Source organism: Sphingomonas lenta, assembly GCF_002288825.1.
Lineage (GTDB): Bacteria > Pseudomonadota > Alphaproteobacteria > Sphingomonadales > Sphingomonadaceae > Sphingomonas > Sphingomonas lenta.
Map to the genome: position 1 here is coordinate 616,434 of NZ_NSLI01000004.1, position 18,845 is coordinate 635,278.

19 protein-coding genes and 1 tRNA gene are annotated in these 18,845 nt (G+C 66.1%); 13 read left to right on the top strand and 7 right to left on the bottom strand.

All coding sequences use genetic code 11. The annotated features are described in order from the left end of the window. The 3 genes from CKY28_RS18380 to CKY28_RS15095 are packed head-to-tail and all read left to right on the top strand — an operon-like array spanning position 1 to position 1,929. Positions 1 to 408: a hypothetical protein gene (locus CKY28_RS18380; protein WP_141243956.1), complete on the top strand. Its 408-nt coding sequence runs from the start codon at positions 1 to 3 to the stop codon at positions 406 to 408. Positions 409 to 464: 56 nt separating this feature from the next. Next, on the top strand, positions 465 to 1,346 hold the full coding sequence (locus CKY28_RS15090; protein ID WP_095999163.1) for an SMODS domain-containing nucleotidyltransferase: 882 nt from the start codon (positions 465 to 467) through the stop codon (positions 1,344 to 1,346). Position 1,347: 1 nt separating this feature from the next. Then, positions 1,348 to 1,929, top strand: a complete 582-nt coding sequence (locus CKY28_RS15095) for an SLATT domain-containing protein (protein ID WP_095999164.1) — start codon at positions 1,348 to 1,350, stop codon at positions 1,927 to 1,929. Between the two features lie 184 nt (positions 1,930 to 2,113). Here CKY28_RS15095 and CKY28_RS15100 read toward each other — a convergent pair whose 3' ends face one another. The 7 genes from CKY28_RS15100 to CKY28_RS15125 all read right to left on the bottom strand — a co-directional run bounded on the left by CKY28_RS15100 (position 2,114) and on the right by CKY28_RS15125 (position 4,881). Further along, positions 2,114 to 2,482 carry a type II toxin-antitoxin system VapC family toxin gene (locus CKY28_RS15100; RefSeq protein ID WP_095999165.1) on the bottom strand — a complete coding sequence of 123 codons (369 nt, stop codon included), beginning with the start codon at positions 2,480 to 2,482 and terminating at the stop codon, positions 2,114 to 2,116. A gap of 1 nt (position 2,483) precedes the next feature. Continuing rightward, positions 2,484 to 2,750 (bottom strand): DUF6771 family protein, encoded by a 267-nt coding sequence (locus tag CKY28_RS15105; protein WP_095999166.1) that lies wholly within the window; start codon positions 2,748 to 2,750, stop codon positions 2,484 to 2,486. Positions 2,751 to 3,023: 273 nt separating this feature from the next. Next, complete coding sequence (gene nusG / locus CKY28_RS15110) at positions 3,024 to 3,560, bottom strand: transcription termination/antitermination protein NusG (RefSeq protein ID WP_095999167.1); 537 nt, start codon at positions 3,558 to 3,560, stop codon at positions 3,024 to 3,026. Positions 3,561 to 3,581: 21 nt separating this feature from the next. Beyond that, on the bottom strand, positions 3,582 to 3,779 hold the full coding sequence (gene secE / locus CKY28_RS15115; protein ID WP_095999168.1) for a preprotein translocase subunit SecE: 198 nt from the start codon (positions 3,777 to 3,779) through the stop codon (positions 3,582 to 3,584). Positions 3,780 to 4,176: 397 nt separating this feature from the next. Beyond that, positions 4,177 to 4,320, bottom strand: coding sequence for a hypothetical protein (locus CKY28_RS18810; RefSeq protein WP_176473116.1), 144 nt, complete (start codon positions 4,318 to 4,320; stop codon positions 4,177 to 4,179). Positions 4,321 to 4,436: 116 nt separating this feature from the next. Next, a tRNA-Trp gene (locus tag CKY28_RS15120) sits at positions 4,437 to 4,512 on the bottom strand. A gap of 111 nt (positions 4,513 to 4,623) precedes the next feature. Then, a complete protein-coding gene (locus CKY28_RS15125) occupies positions 4,624 to 4,881 on the bottom strand; it encodes a hypothetical protein (RefSeq protein WP_095999169.1) in 258 nt (85 codons plus the stop codon). A gap of 340 nt (positions 4,882 to 5,221) precedes the next feature. Between CKY28_RS15125 and rpsL the strand changes: the two genes are divergently transcribed. The 10 genes from rpsL to rpsJ all read left to right on the top strand — a co-directional run bounded on the left by rpsL (position 5,222) and on the right by rpsJ (position 18,761). Next, the gene (rpsL, locus tag CKY28_RS15130; RefSeq protein WP_010545715.1) at positions 5,222 to 5,593 is read left to right on the top strand and encodes a 30S ribosomal protein S12; all 372 of its coding nucleotides are present in this window, start codon (positions 5,222 to 5,224) and stop codon (positions 5,591 to 5,593) included. A gap of 13 nt (positions 5,594 to 5,606) precedes the next feature. Further along, positions 5,607 to 6,077: a 30S ribosomal protein S7 gene (gene rpsG / locus CKY28_RS15135; RefSeq protein ID WP_095999170.1), complete on the top strand. Its 471-nt coding sequence runs from the start codon at positions 5,607 to 5,609 to the stop codon at positions 6,075 to 6,077. A 106-nt stretch (positions 6,078 to 6,183) separates the two neighbouring features. After that, positions 6,184 to 8,277, top strand: coding sequence for an elongation factor G (gene fusA, locus CKY28_RS15140; protein WP_095999270.1), 2,094 nt, complete (start codon positions 6,184 to 6,186; stop codon positions 8,275 to 8,277). A 534-nt stretch (positions 8,278 to 8,811) separates the two neighbouring features. Then, positions 8,812 to 11,967, top strand: a complete 3,156-nt coding sequence (locus CKY28_RS15145) for a P-loop NTPase (RefSeq protein WP_176473117.1) — start codon at positions 8,812 to 8,814, stop codon at positions 11,965 to 11,967. Between the two features lie 578 nt (positions 11,968 to 12,545). After that, a complete protein-coding gene (locus tag CKY28_RS15150; RefSeq protein WP_141243957.1) occupies positions 12,546 to 13,472 on the top strand; it encodes a hypothetical protein in 927 nt (308 codons plus the stop codon). Next, the gene (locus tag CKY28_RS15155; protein ID WP_095999173.1) at positions 13,472 to 15,325 is read left to right on the top strand and encodes a TonB-dependent receptor domain-containing protein; all 1,854 of its coding nucleotides are present in this window, start codon (positions 13,472 to 13,474) and stop codon (positions 15,323 to 15,325) included. Before CKY28_RS15150 ends, CKY28_RS15155 begins: the two co-directional genes overlap by 1 nt. A gap of 272 nt (positions 15,326 to 15,597) precedes the next feature. Then, entirely contained in the window at positions 15,598 to 16,494 is an 897-nt protein-coding gene (locus CKY28_RS15160) for a zinc metalloprotease (protein ID WP_095999174.1), read from the top strand. 4 nt (positions 16,495 to 16,498) lie between these two features. Continuing rightward, positions 16,499 to 16,804 (top strand): hypothetical protein, encoded by a 306-nt coding sequence (locus CKY28_RS15165; protein ID WP_095999175.1) that lies wholly within the window; start codon positions 16,499 to 16,501, stop codon positions 16,802 to 16,804. 304 nt (positions 16,805 to 17,108) lie between these two features. After that, on the top strand, positions 17,109 to 18,299 hold the full coding sequence (gene tuf, locus CKY28_RS15170) for an elongation factor Tu (protein WP_095999176.1): 1,191 nt from the start codon (positions 17,109 to 17,111) through the stop codon (positions 18,297 to 18,299). Positions 18,300 to 18,452: 153 nt separating this feature from the next. Further along, entirely contained in the window at positions 18,453 to 18,761 is a 309-nt protein-coding gene (gene rpsJ / locus CKY28_RS15175; protein WP_095999177.1) for a 30S ribosomal protein S10, read from the top strand. Positions 18,762 to 18,845: the final 84 nt, after the last annotated feature.

An 18,845-nucleotide genomic window follows, 5' to 3' on the forward strand; every position in this document is an offset into this window, starting at 1 on the left:
ATGGACCTCAAGACATTCGTGTCGGAAACGCTGACGCAGATCGTGTCGGGCATAAGTGAAGCTCAGCGAAACATTGCCAATCTGCGCACCAATGCGGCGGTGAACCCCGCTAGCGTATCGTCCGCATCGAGCCGCCAGCTTACGGGTGCGAGACCTGTGGAGTTCGACGTGGCGCTCACTGTGGTGGAGCGATCCGCTTCCACGCAGGAGGATAGTGAAGCTCGTTCTTCCGGCATGATCTCCGTCGTGCGCTCTTCCGCTGAGACCGGCACCGTGGCCACGGACCATGAAGCGACCAGCCAAGAGGCGGTTAGCCGAGTACGCTTCTCGGTTATGCTATCTCAGCCCGGCGACGTGGACGTCTATCAGGAGCCAAATTTCGCCGAATTAGGCAGGCGGCTCGCGTAGCGAGAAGTTCCATATTCGTTCTGGCATCCTCGACCTGATTGTGCCAGCTTTCGCGTATGAGCGTGGCAGACAACTTCCGAGCTTTCAGAGCGAACTACCTGATCCCATCGGCGACGGTGTCGAACATTTCTTATCGCTACAAGCGGATCACCAGGCAGCTCAATAAAGACTTCTGGAACACCGAATCAGAGACGGCGCACAGCCTCTACGTCGGCTCTTATGGACGCGACACCGCTGCCAATGGCGTGAGCGATCTAGACGTGGCGTTCACGCTGCCGAATTCTGTTTATCAGAAATACAATGGTTACGCTGGCAACGGTCAGTCTGCGCTTCTCCAAGCCGTCCGTGATTCAATCGGCCGCACCTACGCGAACTCGTATGTCGGAGCGGACGGGCAGGTCGTTGCGATTAACTTCACAGACGGAATACGGTTCGAGATTTTGCCTGTATTCGTGAACACAGAAAACACGTTCACGTTCGCTGATACCAATAACGGCGGTAGTTGGAAGGTGTGCGACCCGCGTGGAGAGATGAGTTTTTTCTCTGCACGCGACAGCGTGACAGCCAACGGAAACTTGAAGGCGATTGGTCGAATGGCTCGTATCTGGCGCGATCGCCATTCAGTGCCCATGAGCGGGATGCTTATCGACACGCTCGCGTACCAGTGGATCAGCGACTGGGCCCACCGGGACAAGTCGTACCTCTACCATGATTACCTAGTTCGCGACTTCATGCTTTATCTCTCGCAGATACCTTCGACCCAGACCTACTGGCGCGCGCCGGGTAGCGGATCATACGTTTACAAGAAGGGCAACTTCCAAACCGCTGCGGCGACCGCGTACCAGGCCGCGCTGAGCGCTATCGACCACGAGGCCAATGAACGGCCTGCGACTGCCCGGAATAAGTGGAGGGAAATCTTTGGCCCAACTTACCCCTGAGATGGCCGCCCTTGATGCACTTGAGGGGCAAATCCGCGAGTGTTTTGGGCGCGTGGTATATTCGCACAAAACCCATGAGAAGCAGGGCGACTTGTGCGCTGCGACGCTGCGTCGTTTCAAGATCGCTCAGATAGCTCTCGCGGCTTTCACTACCTCTGGAACCCTGGCTATCCTTTTCACGGATGACTTCAGGCTGAAATTGATTACCGCGTTGGTTTCTCTGATCACACTTTTCGTCTCGGGTTACATGAAGGGGTTCGACCCCGGCGCGGCGGCGCAGAAGCACCGCGACACGGCTGCCGATCTTTGGGCAATCCGCGAGTCATATCTTTCGCTGCTCACTGATTTTGCGGGCGGTGCGATTAGCGAGGATTTAGCCCGCGAGCGTCGCGACAATCTCCAAGCGGCACTCGCCGCCATCTATAAGTCAGCGCCAGGAACTACACCGAAGGCTTACGGGAAGGCGCAGAAAGGCCTTCAGCAGCAGGAAGATTATACCTTCAATCCAGGCGAGATAGACAAGTTCTTGCCGTCAGCGTTGAAACGAAGCTCGCCCACCGCGGCTGCTGAGCCAGACCGATGAGGATGAATACCAGCGCCGGTGAGACTCAGCTCAACAAACGTCTGTGATTGCTTGCGATCTGCCCGGAAGCAGCCGTGCTGCAATCCACCAGTAACGCCCTCGTAGTCACATGGTCGAATAAAGCGCTATAGAACGAGTTTACCCCAGTTAAGGTGACACGGACGGTTTGCCCGCCCTGCACGGCTTACTCCGCCGCGACCCCGAAATACTCTGCTAGCTTGATCAGCTCCACGTCCTCGCTCCACAGCATCACGCCCGGCCGGAGCCGCGCGGAGGCGAGCAGGTTGGCGTCCACGTAACCGATCTTCCGCTCGTATAGGAACTCGGTCTCAATCAGCGCCAGCACCGCGTCGGGCTCCGCGACCGGGGCTCGGGGCAGGGCGCGCATGGCGTCCAGCAGCTCCCATCGGTCGTCCAGGCGACCCAGCATCAGCTCCGCGGTGACGAGCGGGTGGGTGAGCACCCGCCGATCGCGGAGCAGGTTCCTCAGCATGAGAGAGGGGCGGCGCAGGTGCTTGGCCCAGACCGAGCTGTCGACGATGACCGGCCCCATCTCATTCGGGCCTGCGGCGCGGCCCCACGCTGGCCTCCGGGTCCGTCCCGCCCAGCGCCACCAGCCGCTCGATCGAATCGTGCTCGAACGGCAGCCGCAACTGGTCGCGCTCGGCTTCCAGCGCTCCGTGCAGCGCCGTGTGGATGTGCCGCGCCACCTCGCGCCGGGCGTCCTCCCGCAGGCGCGGCGACGGCACGGTGAGCGCTACCTTCGCCCAGGTGGGCGCGCCGTCCAGCGCGTCGGCGATCAGGTCGGGGGTGATGGTCATGGGCGTGTCTCCTCGTTCCGCAGGCTAGAACGAAAGGAGAACGAAGATCAAGGGTGAGGGTTGCGGGGTGGGGAGGGGGCGGCGCGGCTAAGCCGCGCCGTGCGGCGGCTGTGCTTTGAGCGGCGGCGGTGACAAGAAAGCAAAAGAAAAGCCCCGGCTTTTGCCGGGGCCGTGACGTCGGACGGGTTCGGCTGCGCCGACCCGCCGGCCGGTGGGCGCCGTCTCGCTTCTAGCTTCGCTAGGCGCGTACGGCCAGCAAGTAAGCGCTGGCGCTTACTTGCTTCGCTCCACTTGGTCGAAATCCAGTTCCACCGGCGTCGCGCGCCCGAAGATCGACACCGACACCTTCACCTTCGACTTGTCGAAGTCGAGCTCCTCGACCACGCCGTTGAAGCTCGCGAACGGGCCTTCGAGCACCTTGACCGCGTCGCCGATCTCGTAATCGACGCGCACCTTCTGCTTGGGCGCCGCCGCGGCCTCCTCCTTGGAGTTGAGCATGCGCGCGGCTTCCGTATCGCTGATCGCCTGCGGCTTGCCGCCCGGTCCCAGGAATCCCGTCACCTTGGGCGTGTTCTTGACCAGGTGGTAGACCTGGTCGTTCATGTCGAGCTTGGCGAGCACGTAGCCGGGCATGAACTTGCGCTCGACGTTGACCTTCTTGCCGCGCCTGGCCTCCGTCACCGTCTCGGTGGGCACCTCGATCTGCTCCACCAGCCGGTCGAGGCCCAGCCTGGTCGCCTCCGCCATGATGGAGTCGCGGACTTTGCCCTCGAAGCCCGAATAGGCGTGGATGATGTACCAGCGCGCCATGTGTCTATCGTCCCTGTTCGTTTACTGCGCCAGCTTCAGGAGCTGCGTCACCACCGCGTTGAAGAAGCTGTCCACCCCTAGGAAGAAAATCGCCAGGATCGTGGTCATGATGGTCACCATGACGCCCGTCATCATCGTCTCGCGGCGCGTCGGCCACACCACCTTGGCGGTCTCGGCGCGCACTTGGCGGAAGAACTCGGTGGGGCTGGTCTTCGCCACGGGAATAGCTGGCCTCTAGGCTTCGCGCGCAGGCGCGGGTGGGGGAGCGGGTGCGCCGACCGCCCATGGGCCCTCCCGGCCGCTCCTCCCGATGAGGAAACGGCGGGGCTTCCCGCGACGCTGTCGGATCGGCCGCCATGTAACGCCGGCGGCGCAGAGGCGCAAGGGTGAGGGAGGGGAGCGCCGCGCGGGCCGCAGGCAGAGCTCTACGCGGGCGCCGGTGGTCGCGGGAACGCCGGGACTCGCTGAACTCCGGTGCTTTCCGAACGTCGGCGCATGCTCGACGCCGGTGCCCGTGGCGGGTCGCCGTCCGCGGGCGCCCGGGTGCTCGCCGGGCGTCCGTGCCGGCGGCGGGTCGGCGTTTGGTCGATTTCCGTGCTTACGGAGGAGCCGGAGCTCAGTGCCCGTGGCGCTTGATGCCGCGTCGGCGGAGCTTGCGGCGGTGCCGCCGCCGCGCGCCCACCACCGCCGCGACCGACCCGCCCAGCGCGATCAGGCCGAGCAGGGCGTAGGCGACCATCTCACCCTCGGGACCGTACATGCGCGCCCCGCTAGGGGAACGGACGCGACCCCGTCAACCCGCCGCGGAGCTGCAGATGCACGCGGGAAACAAGCGCGTCGGGCGTCGAGCGATTCGCGAATCGGGTGCGGAAAGGATGGCAGGAGTGGAGGGACTCGAACCCCCGGCCCTCGGTTTTGGAGACCGATGCTCTACCAACTGAGCTACACTCCTACACCCCCGCCCTACCCCCTCCCTTGTTCAAGGGTCAAGTCGAAGCAAGAACGCCGGCGCACCGAGAAACGGTGCGGCCGGCGCTTTTCTGGCTGGTGTCAACTCGCGGGATTACGGGCTATCCGGACCCTCGAAGTCGTCCTCCGACGCGTCGATCGCGACAATGGCAATCACGCCCACGACGATGAGGGCGGCCAGAACACCACCGAACCCGCCACCGAACCCGGACAGTTCGCTGTCAGCCTGCATGGCCGAGTTAGCGCGGACCGACTTCGCGACGGAGAGTGGAGCGGCGGGGTTGGCGGCAGCGACGGGCGCCGCGGCCATCGACGCGGCGGCGGCCGCGGCGAGCAGATGTTTGAAGCGCATGATACGATCCCCTTCAGTTTGTCGCGAACGTTTTTGCGAACGCCGCCAACGTCCGTTCCTAATAACGAGTTCCGTTAATAACTAGTGACTCGTTGCCGCGCCGACGCTTTTTCGCCGCACTGTGGCGCGAAGGCCGCTCGCCCGCCCCGCGTTGACCGACGCGAGGCATCCATGTATAGGCGCGCCCGTTCGGCGGGACTCGTTCAGCCGGGCAAGCTTGAACATTGCTGGATGCGACAAGAGGGCAGGGCGCCCGGCCACGGCCGCCTGAGGCCCCTTTTTGTATTCCCGGTGCTTCATGGCTCCAGCAAAGTAACCTCTAGATAAGGTGAAGGCTTCAATGCCGACGATCAACCAGCTGGTCCGCAAGGGCCGCGAACCGCAGAAGGCCAAGTCGAAGGTCCCTGCGATGGAGCAGAACCCGCAAAAGCGCGGCGTCTGCACCCGCGTTTATACGACGACGCCCAAGAAGCCGAACTCGGCGCTACGCAAGGTGGCCAAGGTCCGCCTGACCAATAGCCGGGAGGTCATCTCCTATATCCCCGGCGAGGGGCATAATCTGCAGGAGCACTCGGTGGTGCTGATCCGCGGGGGGCGCGTGCGCGACCTGCCGGGCGTGCGCTACCATGTGCTGCGCGGCGTGCTCGACACGCAGGGCGTGAAGGACCGCAAGCAGAGCCGTTCGAAGTACGGCGCCAAGCGTCCGAAGTAAGGAGTAGCAGAGAATGGCTCGTCGTCGTCGTCCCGAGAAGCGGGAAGTGCTGCCCGATCCCCAGTATGGGGACGTGGTGCTGTCGAAATTCATGAACTCGGTCATGCTGGACGGAAAGAAGTCCGTTGCTGAGCTCATTGTTTATGGCGCGCTCCAGACGGTGGAGCAGCGCGCGAAGAAGGATCCGTTGGGCGTGTTCCACGACGCGCTCAACAACGTGAAACCTGGCATCGAGGTGCGCTCGCGCCGCGTCGGCGGCGCGACCTATCAGGTCCCCGTTGAGGTGCGCCCCGAGCGCGCCCAGGCGCTTGCTATCCGCTGGCTGATCTCCGCCGCGCGCAACCGGTCGGAGAACACCATGTCAGCGCGCCTGTCGGGCGAGCTGCTGGACGCCAGCAACAACCGCGGCAACGCGGTGAAGAAGCGCGAGGACACGCACCGCATGGCGGAAGCGAACCGCGCCTTCTCGCACTATCGTTGGTAAGCTGATCCGTCGGGCCAGGCCGACGGATTGGCGCTGGTAAACAGACCACTTACATAGTGGGGAGCCGGGCTGACCGGCTCCCCATATCTTCAAGGAAGCATTGATCATGGCCCGCAGCCATCCGCTCGAGCGTTACCGCAACATCGGCATCATGGCGCACATCGACGCCGGCAAGACCACGACGACCGAGCGCATCCTCTACTACACCGGCAAGTCCTATAAGATCGGCGAGGTTCATGAGGGCACCGCGACGATGGATTGGATGGAGCAGGAGCAGGAGCGCGGGATCACGATCACGTCGGCCGCGACGACCTGCTTCTGGAAGGCGGAGGAGGGTCAGGGTCCCGAGCACCGCATCAACATCATCGACACGCCCGGCCACGTGGACTTCACCATCGAGGTGGAGCGCTCGCTTCGCGTGCTCGACGGCGCGGTCGCGTGCTTCGATGGTGTCGCCGGCGTCGAGCCGCAGTCGGAGACGGTTTGGCGGCAGGCTGAGAAGTATCGCGTGCCGCGGATGTGTTTTGTGAATAAGTTGGACCGGACGGGGGCCAACTTCGACATGTGCGTCGGCACGATCAAGGACCGGCTCGGCGCGCGTCCGGCGGTGCTGTATCTGCCGATCGGGATCGAGAGCTCGTTCAAGGGCCTGGTCGACCTGGTCGAGAACCGCGCGATCGTGTGGCTGGAGGAGTCGCTCGGCGCGAAGTTCGAGTATCAGGACATCCCGGCCGACATGGCCGACGCCGCCGCGACCGCGCGGAGCGAGCTCATCGAGATGGCCGTCGAGCAGGACGACGACGTCATGGAGCAGTATCTGGAGGGCAACGAGCCCGACGTCGCGACCTTGAAGCGCCTGATCCGCAAGGGCACGCTCAACTTCTCGTTCGTGCCCGTGCTCTGCGGCTCCGCGTTCAAGAACAAGGGCGTCCAGCCGCTGCTCGACGCGGTGGTCGACTATCTGCCGAGCCCGCTCGACATCCCGGCCGTGCAGGGCGTCAAGCTCGACGGCGAGACGGAGGACACGCGTCCGGCCGACGACACCGCGCCCTTCTCGGCGCTGGCGTTCAAGATCATGAACGACCCGTTCGTGGGCTCGCTCACCTTCGCGCGCATCTATTCGGGCAAGCTCGCCAAGGGCGCGTACCTCAATTCGGTGAAGGGCAAGGACGAGAAGATCGGCCGCATGCTCCTCATGCACGCGAACAGCCGCGAGGACATCGACGAGGCGTACGCGGGCGACATCGTGGCGCTCGCGGGCCTGAAGGAGACGACCACGGGCGACACGCTGTGCGCCAAGAACGCGCCGATTATCCTAGAGCGCATGGAGTTCCCCGACCCCGTCATCGAGCTGTCGGTCGAGCCCAAGACCAAGGCCGACCAGGAAAAGATGGGCCTGGCGCTCAACCGCCTCGCGGCCGAGGACCCCTCGTTCCGCGTGTCGACCGACCATGAGTCGGGCCAGACGATCATCAAGGGGATGGGCGAGCTCCACCTCGAGATCCTGGTCGACCGCATGAAGCGCGAGTTCAAGGTCGAGGCGAACGTGGGCGCGCCGCAGGTGGCGTATCGCGAGTATCTCGCGCGCAAGGTCGACGTGGACTACACGCACAAGAAGCAGTCGGGCGGCTCCGGCCAGTTCGGCCGCGTCAAGGTGACGGTGGTGCCGGGCGAGCGCGGCTCGGGCTTCCAGTTCATGGACGAGATCAAGGGCGGCAACATCCCGCGCGAGTACATCCCGTCGGTCGAGAAGGGCTTTCGCGAGACGGCGGAGACGGGCCACCTGATCGGCTTCCCGATCATCGACTTCGAGGTGCACCTGACGGACGGCGCGTACCACGACGTGGACTCGTCGGCCTTGGCGTTCGAGATCTGCGCCCGCGGCGCCATGCGCGAGGTGGCGGCCAAGGCCGGCATCAAGCTCCTGGAGCCGATCATGAAGGTCGAGGTGGTGACGCCGGAGGACTTCATGGGCGACGTGATCGGCGACCTGAACAGCCGCCGCGGCCAGATCCAGGGCACCGACAGCCGCGGCAACGCGCAGGTGGTCGAGGCCATGGTGCCGCTGGCGAACATGTTCGGCTACGTGAACCAGCTGCGCTCGTTCACTCAAGGGCGCGCGCAGTACACGATGCAGTTCTCGCACTATGACGAGGTGCCGCAGAACGTCGCCGACGAGGTGAAGGCCAAACTGGCCTGAACCGCCGCGCACGGGGCTAAGCCGGCGGCTTAGCCCCGAGACGCGCGAGGCCGGCCGGCGGGCGGGGGAGCGGCGCAAGCCGCGACACCGGCCCGGTCGACGTCACGAGGCCCCGGCGAAAGCCGGGGCCTTTTCTTTTTGTTCGCGCGGAGGCGGAGAGGGCGCGCGGAACAATCGTTCTGCGACGCTCGCAACGGGCAAGGACGGGTGAGGGCCCCGGCTTCGCCGGGGCGAGCTCATCACCATCCTAGTAGCGGCCCTAGAAGGTCGAGCATTTAGTGGAGTTCGACCTGTCCGCTCTCGAATAAAGGACGGCGGTAAGCGGCCGTTCGTTCAGATTCCGGAGCGGAGAGTTTCGCTTGAGTCCGCTTCAGGATGGAAGCGCCTGGTGCGCGGGTCGAGCCGTCACGACCTCGACGGACATGCGGATTGATTGCTCGCCCACTAAGGGGAGGGTGGGTTTTGAGAGTGCAAGATCGCGAGCGCGCCCAGGCGAGCAATTGGCGCTGGCGCGAGCACGCGGTAGGAGGCGCTATGAGCACCGCGCCCACCATTTCAGATCTAGCTGCGGCGACCGTCCTGCCGACTATTCCCGGCCCGCTGGTAGAAGCGATGAAGCGGGGCGAGGCGGTCCTCTTCCTCGGGGCGGGCGCCTCCCACGGCGCTGAGCATGCGGACGGAAGGAGGATGCCGATGGGGAATGCGCTACGCGACCTGATCTGCGACCGCTTTCTCAACGGGACGTGCCGTGACCGCTCGCTAGACGAGGTGGCGAGTCTGGCAGAGAACAGTGCGGGGCGTGCTGAACTCGACCACTTTGTGGCGGGCGCGGTTCGAGGCTTTCAGCCAACCTCGGCCCACAAGCTGATACCCGCGTTCCGCTGGAAAGCGATATTCGGAACGAACTACGACATGCTGGTCGAGGCGGGCTTCGAGGTGACGGCACCGCTTCAGTCTCTCCGGCCCATTCATCGCGATACCGGGATCGAGCGCGAGCTGTCCTCGGTGGTCGATCCGCTCCCCTACTACAAGCTACACGGTACGATCGATTACCTTCATGACCGGGACACCCCGCTTATCCTGACGCAGGAGTCCTACCTCAACTTTCGAAGCAATCGGAAACGGCTGTTCGGCCGCTTGGAGGATCTAGCGCGCGAGCTCCCGCTTGTGTTTGTCGGCACTCGGCTAGCCGACCATCACATCCGGGAAATCCTGCAGGCGGTAGACGCGGACGGCGGCACGCGCCCGACCTATTTCTTCGTCAGTCCCGACATCAACGAATACGACGCAGCACTCCTCGGCAAGCGGCGGATGACGCCGATCAAGGCTACGTTCCAAGATTTTATGGCGGCGCTGGATGGGGCTGTGGACCCGCTCGCGCGACGCCTTCAAGGGGCCGTGGCGCCGGCCACCCACTCGGTCGAGCGTCATTTTCGCCGGACCGTGCCCTGTCCCGACTCGATCCGCGCGTTCCTGACGGACAACGTCGAGCACGTCCACGCTGGTTTGCCCGGCACGCCGCTGCCCGCGGAGCTCTTCTTCAAGGGCGAATCGGGATCTTGGGACCCGATCGAGCGCGGCTACGACATCGAACGGCAGATCTACGCCACGGTAATGCTGCGCCTGCTAGACCTGCCGGACGTGCCGGGCGAGCCCAACATCATCTGCGTGCGCGGGGTAGCGGGCGCCGGCAAGTCCGTGTTCGCCCGGCGAATTGCCTACGACCTCGCGGTAAAGCACGACCGCCTCGTCCTGTTCGGCCGCCCGGGAGTGCACCTCCGGGCGGACCCGCTGCTCGACCTGCACGGACTAACGGGCCTGCCTGTCACGCTAGTGGTCGACCAGGCAGCCGACCAACTGCGTTCGGTCGAGGAGGTCGCGTCTCGGCTCGCCGCTGCAGGCGTTCCGGCCACGTTCATGCTGTTCGACACCCATGCGTCTTTCGGATCGGGCTTGGAGCCGGTGGCGAGCATGATTCGCGCCGACTTCGAGCTGCGGAACCTAAACCACCGCGAGATCCGCGACATCCTTGTCAAGCTGGAGCTGCACCGCGCCTTGGGCCTCCTGGAGCCGCTCGGCCCCGACGAGCGCATTGCCACCTTCGAGAAGCTCGCAGACCGCCAGCTCCTGGTCGCGCTTTATGAGGCGACGCACGGCAAGCCGCTCGAGGAGCTGATCGTCGACGAGTACCACCGAATCGTGCTCTCCGAGGCGCAGGAGCTCTATCTTTTAGTGTGTACCCTCAACCGCTTCAGCGTGCCCGTCCGTGCGGGACTCATCCAGCGGGTGATGGGCGTCCGCTTCACAGATTTCGAGAAGCGCTTCCTCGGACCGCTCGCGGGGGTGGTATTCGCCGAGCTGGACCCCCGCTCGCGCGATTACGCCTACCGCGCGCGGCACCCGCACATCGCTGAAATCGTGTTCCGGCGCGTGCTCGACACGCAGACCAAGCAGTCGGAGCAGTACATCCGCATCCTTGAGGGCATGAACCCCAGCTACGCCTCCGACAACGCAGCGATGCGCAAGATGCTCGCCGCGCGGAACCTGAAGGATCTCAGCGGCAACCTCGCGGAGCGCCGGCGTATCCTGAAGGTGGCCGAGCGGGTGACCGACGGTGACGCATTCATTCTCCAGCAGCAGGCGATCCTCGAGATGAACTCGCACGGCGGCGACCTCGACTACGCCGCCGAGCGGCTCGAGAAAGCGATCGGGCTGCAGCCGCGCGACACGTCGCTCAAGCATACCCAAGCTACGCTGCTCGCGCGCAAAGCTCAGCAGGTAAAGGACCCGTTGGCCCGGCGCGCGGTCCGCAACAGGGCGCGCTCGGTGTTGTCGGAGATCAAGCCCCGTTCGGCCAACGATCCCTACTTCCTGGCGACCAAGGCGGGTCTGGCGATTGACGACTTAGAGGACGCGCTCAAGGCAATGCCCAAAAGCTCTGAGGCGCCTGCCGAGCAGGGTGTGATCCGACTGGTCGAGGATGCCGAACGGGCGCTGGAGCAAGGGCTGTCCAGTGCCCCGGAGTTTGAGTCCCTGACCCGGGAAGCCTTTCGGCTCTGGAAGCTGATGGGCGAGCGCGAGAAGGGCGTGAAGCTGCTCGAGCGGACGCTGGCGCAGCAGCCGCATCTGGAGTTCGTGACCGCGACCTACGCCCGGGCGGTGGCCGATCGCGATTTACCCGCTGCACTGGCGGCCGTTCGGCGGTGCCTGACCGAGAAGCCTCAGAGCAAGCTGCTCAACCAGCTCCTGTTCGAGCTGATGGTCAGGGAGGCGGACGACCACCGCGACGCCCTGCTCGGTCCGATGCGCAGAGCGTTTACCTCTGAAGACGCGAACGTGATCATGCACGTCCATGCCATCCGTCACCACTTTATGCGGCGCGAGAGAGAGGAGTTCGAGGCGGCAATGCGAGCGGCGGCGCGCTGCTCGGTCTCTTGGAGCGAGCTCGAGCGGCCGCGCCTGCCCGTGGGTGGACCCTTACCTGATGGCCGCTTCCCGGGTACGGTCGCCAAATTGTCCGGGAGCCACGGCTTCGTTGCCGTCCCCGGGCTCATGCAGCAGGTCTTCATACACGCCGACCATGTATCGGAGGAGTGCTGGGATGCGTTGCGACAAGGTATGCGCATCGAGTCACGCGTGTTCTTCAATGCTCGCGGACCTTTAGCGCGCGAGGTCACCTTAGAAGCCTAATGCCCTAAGAAGGAAAGGCAGCAGGCCGGTGATGTCAAACCAAATGCAACCGCTAGTAACCACCCGTTGCAATTGTTGGCCGCTCACTTTTCCTGCCGCAGAGCGACGCTGAACCTGAACGAACAACCCAAGCTGGAAAAGCGAAGGGGACGTGCGGGCGTCCGCAATTACGTCAGGGTACTAGCGTCAGCTAAGTTGCGGTTTCGCGCTTAGTATCAGGCTAGTCCGTAGCGCGGGGAAGCGGGACGCCAGCTCAAGCCAGGAGTAACGGAGGAGCGCAGGTAATCGGCAGCCCATTCTCATCATCGTGCCATGAATCGGGCGCCTGGCCCTCGCCTACCCTCCAAGCGGCAGCGGCCGTCACGGGAGTAAATCCCGTGACGTCGAAGCTCGGCTGCGCCGAGCCCGGCCGGCCTTCGCGTCGCCTGCGGCGACCGGCTTGCAAGCTGCGCTTGCGCGCCTCGCTCCGGCTAACCAGAACGGTACATCCCTCTTGACAAACGAACCGTGCGGTGGAACATAACCAGAACACCCGGCCCGACCACGCGGGGGCTCGGCCGGGTCGCGGGGAGGGGAACATGCCGAACAAGGTGGACGCAGGCCGGCGGTGCGCCGACTTGCTGGCGGCGCTGGCGCGGACGGCGAATGCGCGGTTGGCGCTCAAGGAGTGCGGGATCAGCCATTACTGGGCTTACAAGCAGCGCAAGAGCGATCCCGATTTCGACGCGCGGTGGCGGACGGCGGTGCGGAACGGGCGGCGGGCGCTGGCGGCGGCCGCCGCGGCGCGGGCGCGCGACGTAGGGGCGGCTCGGCCGGGGGAGGCGGCGCGGCTGACGATGGTGGGGAGCTCGGGCAAGGGGACGCTCAGGCTGGAGCGCGAGAAGCCGTGCAGCTTCACGGCCGAGCGGCGGGCGCGGTTCCTCGATGCGCTCAGGGCCACGTGCAACGTCAAGGCGGCGGCCGCCGCCGTGGGCGTGTCGCCGACGGGTGCTTACCGGTGCTACCACGCCGACGCGGCGTTCCGGGAGGCTTGGGAGGCGGCGCTCGCGGAGGGGCGCGTACACCTGGAGATGGCGCTGATCGGCGCGGCGCGGGCGCTGTTCGAGAGGCCGAATGAGCGGGCTCATTCGGTTGGGTTCGAGGGTCCGCAGGGCCGGGCTCATCCGGTCGGGTTCGACGCTCCGGACGCGCAGGCGCATGCGGTGGTCGGGCCGGAGAACGTCACGGGCATGGACGCCAAGGTCGCGATGCAGCTGCTCAGGCTGCACCGGCCCGCCGAGGAGCGCGGGCGGGCGCGGCGCTGGATCAAGCCGGCCGACCCGGAGGAGACGCGGCGCGAGATCCTGGCGAAGGTGGCGGCGGTGCGGGCGGCGCGAGATAGGGAGCAGGGAACAGGGAGCGGGGAGCAGGGGGGAGAGCGGCAGGACGCAGGGGCGGGGGATCGGGCGATGTCGGCCGGGACCCTGTTCCCTGCTCCCTGCTCCCTGTTCCCCGCGAGCGAGTGATGCGCGCCGCGTTCGTGGAGATGCTCGCTGACCTCGAGCCGGCGGAGGTGCCGCTGGTCATCCGAGCCATGACGGATGCGCAGGTGGAGCAGGCGAACCTGTTTCCGCACTGGGCGACGCGGGGGCAGGCGCCGCCGCCGGGCGACTGGCGGACCTGGGCGATCGTGGGCGGGCGCGGCTTCGGCAAGACGCGCGCGGGGGCGGAATGGGTGCTCGCGCGCGCCAGGGAAGGGGGCGGGGACACGCGCATCGCGCTGGTGGCGGCGAGCGTGGAGGAGGCGCGGCGCGTGATGGTGGAGGGGCCGAGCGGGATCATCGTGTCGGCCAGGCGCGGGGAGGTGAGGGACTGGGCGGCGTCGAAGCGCGAGCTCGTGTTCGCGAGCGGGGCGCGGGCGACGCTCTTTTCGGGCGCGTGCGCGGCGATGCTCCGGGGGCCGGAGCACGACTTCGCCTGGTGCGACGAGGTGGCGAAATGGCCGCAGGCGGCCGAGGCCTGGGACAATCTGCAGCTGGGCCTGAGGCGGGGGGCGAACCCTTGCGCGGTGGTGACCACGACGCCCCGCGCGGGCAGCATCGTCGCGGCGCTGATCGGCGAGCCCGACTGCGTCAGGACGGGCGGGGGCGGGAAGCTCAACCCGTTCCTGCCGGACACGTATCTGCGCGCGGTGGAGCGGCGCTATGCGGGCACGCGGCGGGGTGCGGAGGAGCTGGACGGCGCGGTGCTGCTGGACGTGGAGGGGAGCCTCTGGCCGCTCCAGCTGATCGAGGGGTGCCGGGCGCGGGATGAGGACGCGGAGCGGCTGGCGGCGGGGGCGCAGCGCGTGGTGGTGGGGGTGGACCCGCCGGCGGGGGCCGGGGGCACGTGCGGGATCGTGGCGGCGGCGATGCTGGGCGACGACGCATACGCGGTGCTGGCGGACGAGAGCGTGGCCGGCGCGTCGCCGGAGGGCTGGGCGGGCGCGGTGGCCAGGGCGGCGGCGCGCTGGCGCGCGGACCGGGTGGTGGCGGAGAAGAACCAGGGCGGCGACATGGTGCGCTCCGTGCTGCGCGCGGCGGGCGCGACGCTCAACCCGTTGCGCGGGCTGAACGTCATGGTCGACGTCTACCAGATCAAGATCGACGACCGCATCGTCCTGACCGAGAATCTCGGCGCGGTGGGCAGCGGCACCGCGGCGGTCAACGCGGCGGTGCAGCAGGTGCTGCTCGCGGGCGGGTTCAGCTCGGTCGGCGCGGCGCGCTTCTTCATCAACGGGCTCGACACGACCACGCGCGGCCTGGACGCGGTGGCCGTGTACCGCTTCGGGCTGGGGGGCTTAGGCAACTGGTCGCTGACCGCCGCCTACAATTACAACGAGAACAAGATCGACCGCCGCCTGAACGCGCTGGGGCCGCTGGCGCAGATCCCCGGCCTGGTCCTGTTCGGGCGCGTGGAGGGCATCCGCTTCACCGACGGCCAGCCGGAGGACAAGCTGGTGCTGTCCGCCGACGGCTCGGTCGGCGCGTTCGGGATCACCGCGCGCACGACGCGCTACGGCGAGGTCATCTCGCCGGGCGCAGCGGTGCCGATCGGGGCGCCGACCAGCCTGACCGAGCTCGGGCCCGACGACCTCCGCCTCGCGCCCAAGTGGATCACCGACCTGGAGGTGCGCTTCACGTTCAAGGAGCACGCGACCTTCGCGCTGGGCGCGAACAACCTGTTCGACGTCTACCCGACGCACCGCCCGACGGGACCGCGCCCGACCTCCGTCGGCGGCAGCTACCCGATCGACGCCTATTACCAGCCGTACAGCACCTTCTCGCCGTTCGGCTTCAACGGACGGTTCCTGTACGGGCGGTTCACGGCGCAGTTCTGAGGGATCGGGAGGGCAGGGGGCCGGCGCGACGTCCGGCGGCCGGAAGGTGTCGAACGCCGGCCACCCGCTGTCCGACGACGCATGCGCTGATCGGGAACGTATCAAGCATCCGGGCGAGAGCATCAGGCCGACTTACCGATAGCGTGAAGAGTGCGACGGTGGTATACGACTTGTCGGGTCGCGATGATTCTTTCCAATTTAGGGAGGTTTCGATGCGCACTCATAGTCACACGCGATCAAAGCAGAAATCCGACGGCAACGGGCATGTCACTATGCCGGACGTCGAGCCGGAAACCGACGAGCCCGACGACATCGAGATGACGACCGCCCCCGCCGAGGATGCGGGCTGTTTCGTGCCTACGTTACCGACTCGGCTGCTGGACGAAGCGGCGCAGCTCGCCGCTCGCATCAATCCGGTGAATGCGCCTTACACCCAGAACGCGATTCCGGAGGGCGGGCCGATGATATCCGAGCTGGCGGTGCTGGTCTCGAAATATTGGGGCCGCCGACGGCGAACGTTGACCGTTAGCTTCACCGAGACCACCGCCAACGATCTCAAGCAGCGCATCCTTGGCCACATGAACGCCTGGAACATCGGCGTCAGGTTCGCACTGACCAACGGCGTCGGTCAGGTCCGCATCTCGCGCGCCGGTCAGGGCTATTGGTCCTATCTGGGCACCGATGTCCTGCTGATCCCGCAAAATCGCCCGACGATGAATCTACAAGGGTTCACGATGAGCATTTCCGAGGCCGAGTTCCGGAGGGTCGTTCGCCACGAGACGGGGCACACGCTGGGCTTCCCGCACGAGCATCTGCGCCGCGCTCTCATCGACCGCCTCGATGTCGCCAAGACGATCGCCTACTTCCGCGACACATATGGCTGGAGCGAAGCGCAGACCCGATCGAACGTGCTGACGCCGTTGGAGGAGAGATCGATCATGGCCTCGGCCGTCACCGACCAGGACTCGGTGATGTGCTACCACCTGCCCGGCCGGATCACGAAGAACGGACAGCCCATCCGCGGCGGGCCCGACATCAGCGCTATCGACCGCGCGTTCGCGCGCCGGATCTACCCGACAGGTTTCTGGCCTTTTTTCGACGAAACGACGACCTGGGACGAGTCGGAGGATGTGAGCCTGGAAGACGCGCTCGCGCTGGCGCAAGCCTGACCTCATGTCCCGGCTGATCGATCTTCGCGAGGGTCCGGTCGGGAACAGGCTCGAGCTGGAGCTTGGCGACTTGGTGCTGCTGCCGGGCGCGGGTGCGAAGTTGACGTCGGGCTCCGCGGTCGAGTTGCTGGGCGTGCACCGCAGCGCCACTCCCTTGGCGGACGGACGCGTCCTCGCACCCGAGGGCGCGCCCGACGTCGTGACCCTGTCCGCGTTCATGCCTGGGGAGGCGACCGTGCGGCTGATGACGGGCGACCCGTTCGGCGGAGCGGTCTCACGCGAGCTGTTGGTGACGGTGCGGGGAAGGTGAGTGAAAGGCGCCGGCCGGGACCGCTCGCTCGCGCCGCTCCCCATCCGCGGCGACAGCGACTATGCATGACGCCTCACCTCCGTTGATGCGCGACCGGCGCTAAGGCCGGCCGAGCCTCCGCATTGCTTCGCGACCGGCTCGCAAGTGCCTTGCGTGCCCCGCTTCGCCTCGCTATGTGCGCGGCCTCGCGAGGGGCTGGGCGGCGACGTCCGGCTCCCTTCGTGTTCGCGGGCGACCCCCGTTTCATCATCCAATCGCGACCACGCGGCCCGCCGTCTTGGCGGCGCGCTGTAAAGGAAGAACAATGGCGAAGGCTAAATTCGAGCGGACCAAGCCGCACGTCAACATCGGCACCATCGGCCACGTCGACCACGGCAAGACGTCGCTGACCGCCGCGATCACCAAGGTGCTCGCCGAGACGGGCGGCGCCACGTTCGTCGACTACGCCAACATCGACAAGGCGCCCGAGGAGCGCGAGCGCGGCATCACCATCTCGACCGCGCACGTCGAGTATGAGACGGCGCAGCGCCACTACGCGCACGTCGACTGCCCGGGCCACGCAGACTACGTCAAGAACATGATCACGGGCGCCGCGCAGATGGACGGCGCGATCCTGGTCGTGTCCGCCACCGACGGCCCGATGCCGCAGACCCGCGAGCACATCCTGCTCGCCCGCCAGGTCGGCGTGCCCGCCATGGTCGTGTTCATGAACAAGGTCGACCTGGTCGACGACCCCGAGATCCTGGAGCTCGTCGAGCTCGAGATCCGCGAGCTGCTGAGCTCCTACGAGTTCCCGGGCGACGACATCCCCATCATCCAGGGCTCGGCGGTCAAGGCGCTCGACGGCACCAACGACGAGATCGGCAAGCAGGCGGTGCTCAAGCTGATGCAGTCGGTCGACGAGTACATCCCGACCCCGGAGCGTCCGCTGGACAAGCCGTTCATGATGCCGATCGAGGACGTGTTCTCGATCTCCGGCCGCGGCACGGTGGTGACCGGCCGCGTCGAGACCGGCATCATCAAGGTGGGCGAGGAAGTCGAGATCGTCGGCATCAAGGACACCCGCAAGACCACGGTCACGGGCGTCGAGATGTTCCGCAAGCTGCTCGACCAGGGCCAGGCCGGCGACAATGTCGGCGCGCTGATCCGCGGCGTCGCCCGCGACGAGGTGGAACGCGGCCAGGTGCTTTGCAAGCCGGGCTCGATTAAGCCGCACACCGAGTTCAAGTCGGAGGTGTACGTGCTGTCGAAGGACGAGGGCGGCCGCCACACGCCGTTCTTCGCCAACTACCGCCCGCAGTTCTACTTCCGCACCACGGACGTGACCGGCACCGTCGAGCTGCCCGAGGGCACCGAGATGGTCATGCCGGGCGACAACGTCGCGCTGGGCGTCAAGCTCATCGCGCCGATCGCCATGGACGTGGGCCAGCGCTTCACGATCCGCGAGGGCGGCCGCACCGTCGGCGCCGGCGTGGTCAGCGGCATCGACAAGTAAGCTCTCTTTTCTAGAGCAAGCGCCGCCCGGCGTGCCGAAAGGTGCGTCGGGCGGTTGCCTTTTTACGGGGGCACCGTTATGCGGCGCGCCTTCGGTTCGTAACCAAGATCAAGAGCCGCCAAGCGGCCCGCTCTTTCTCATCGGCAGGGTACAATGGACAGCAACATCCGCATTCGCCTCAAGGCGTTCGATCATCGCGTGCTCGACCAAGCCACCGGCGATATCGCCGACACGGCGCGGCGCACCGGCGCGCTCATCCGCGGTCCGATCCCCTTGCCCACCCGCACGGAGAAGTTCACCGTTCTCCGCGGGCCCCACATCGACAAGAAGTCGCGCGAGCAGTTCGAGGTGCGCACCTACAAGCGCATGCTCGACATCGTGCAGCCGACGCCGCAGACCGTGGACGCGCTCATGAAGCTCGACCTCGCCGCGGGCGTTGACGTGGAGATCAAACTCGCCTGAGGCGAGTTTGCCTTTTGCCCCGGCTCAGGGGTTCCCAGCAAAGTGGTACTTTGCTGGGGCCTAAAAGCCGGGGTGGCTTGTTGA